2 protein-coding genes are annotated in these 1,424 nt (G+C 67.1%); both read right to left on the bottom strand.

Features of this window, described 5'->3' with window-relative positions; translation table 11 throughout:
• Positions 1-416, bottom strand: a 416-nt coding sequence (locus AOK03_RS44715; RefSeq protein ID WP_244177938.1) for a protein kinase domain-containing protein, incomplete at its 3' end; no start/stop codon positions are given.
• 88 nt (positions 417-504) lie between these two features.
• A complete protein-coding gene (locus tag AOK03_RS39040) occupies positions 505-699 on the bottom strand; it encodes a hypothetical protein (protein ID WP_055570088.1) in 195 nt (64 codons plus the stop codon).
• Positions 700-1,424 lie beyond the last annotated feature (725 nt).

The following is a 1,424-nucleotide window of genomic DNA, read 5'->3' as shown; positions in this document are numbered from 1 at the left end:
GGCTTGAGGTCGCGGTGGACCACGCCGACGCGGTGGATGTCGCGCAGCGCCTCGGTGAGGCCCGCAGCCAGTTCGCGGAGCCGGTCGAGGGGGAGCGGGCCCTCGCGGCGGACATGGCTGCCGAGGTCCTCGCCGGGGATGTAGACCGTGGCCATCCAGGGGCTCGACGCGTCCGCGTCGGCGTCCACGACGGGGGCGGTGAAGGCTCCGCTGACCTGGCGGGCGGCTTCCACCTCACGGCGGAAGCGGGTGCGGAACTCCTGGTCGTCGGCGTACTGCCCGTGGACGACCTTCAGCGCGAGGCGGCGTCCCGAGGCGGAGCGGCCGAGATAGACGACACCCATGCCGCCGGAACCGAGCCGGTCCTCGATCGGATATCCGCCGATGTCCTCCGGGTCCGAGTCGCGCAGAACCATCCCTTACGCCCCCGTCCCCTCGGCCCTTGCCCCCGCTCTCCGGCTCCCCGCAGCGTACGCGGGTTCGAGAGCGCTCCCTCGCGGGGCCTCAGAAACTGATCGAGTTGATGGTCTCCGCCACTTCGTTCAAGAAGCGGTTTATGGAAGGCGCCATGCCCGTGGAGGCGAGGAAGAAGCCGAAGAGCACCGCGACGATCGCGGGCCCCGCCTTGAGCGATCCCCCGCGGATCAGCACCACAAGGATGATCGCCAACAGCAGCACCACTGACAGCGAAATGGCCACACTGATCACACCCTAGGTCGGTCGCTCTCCCGGCCCGGGGGGTACGACCCCGCACACCCCCGCCAGGGACCATCGTGCCACCAACACGCTTCCTCTATGCGGCCGGTGACACATCGTCGGCCAACACGTCACGGCCCCGGCACGCAAGGGCGCCCAGGGGGCGCATGGGCAGCGCGCCGTCGTACAGCAATTCGACGACCTGCGGCCATCAGGAATTCACCTTGATCGTTGCCATCGCCACACACGACGTTCGCAGGAAATTCGAATTGTCGCCGAGGGCACATCGAGAGTGCGCCAAGAGAGCCGAACTCCGTCGACACCTCCGGCCAACCGGACATTTCACCGGAGTCGCCCGCAGGCGTTATGCACCATTTAAACCGGATGAGTTGTGACGTACCGGACAGAGCCCGGCCGCATACAACCAGATCTCTTTGTCGACTCGACCGAATCTCGGCGTACCGACTACCCGGTTAAGCGGGATTCACCCACGTGATTGACAGAGATTGAGTTGAGAGAAGTGACGGGGGTTTTACGAATACACGGGAGCGACGCTAGGGTGCCTCAGATGTTCCACGCTGCCACCACCCCCGTAGGCGCAGTGCGGTCCCGGGTCGTCTCACCGAGCTCTTGGTGGGAGGGCCTGTGACCAACTCGGTGCACCCGCACGGACGCCACCGGGCGCCCCTCCCCCCGGCCCAGGTGCCGGCGGACGGAGTCCCCACTCC

Origin of the sequence: Streptomyces atriruber (assembly GCF_001418325.1) — a bacterium.
In the GTDB taxonomy this organism is placed as follows: Bacteria; Actinomycetota; Actinomycetes; order Streptomycetales; family Streptomycetaceae; genus Streptomyces; species Streptomyces atriruber.
This window is presented reverse-complemented; position numbering and strand designations above follow the sequence as displayed.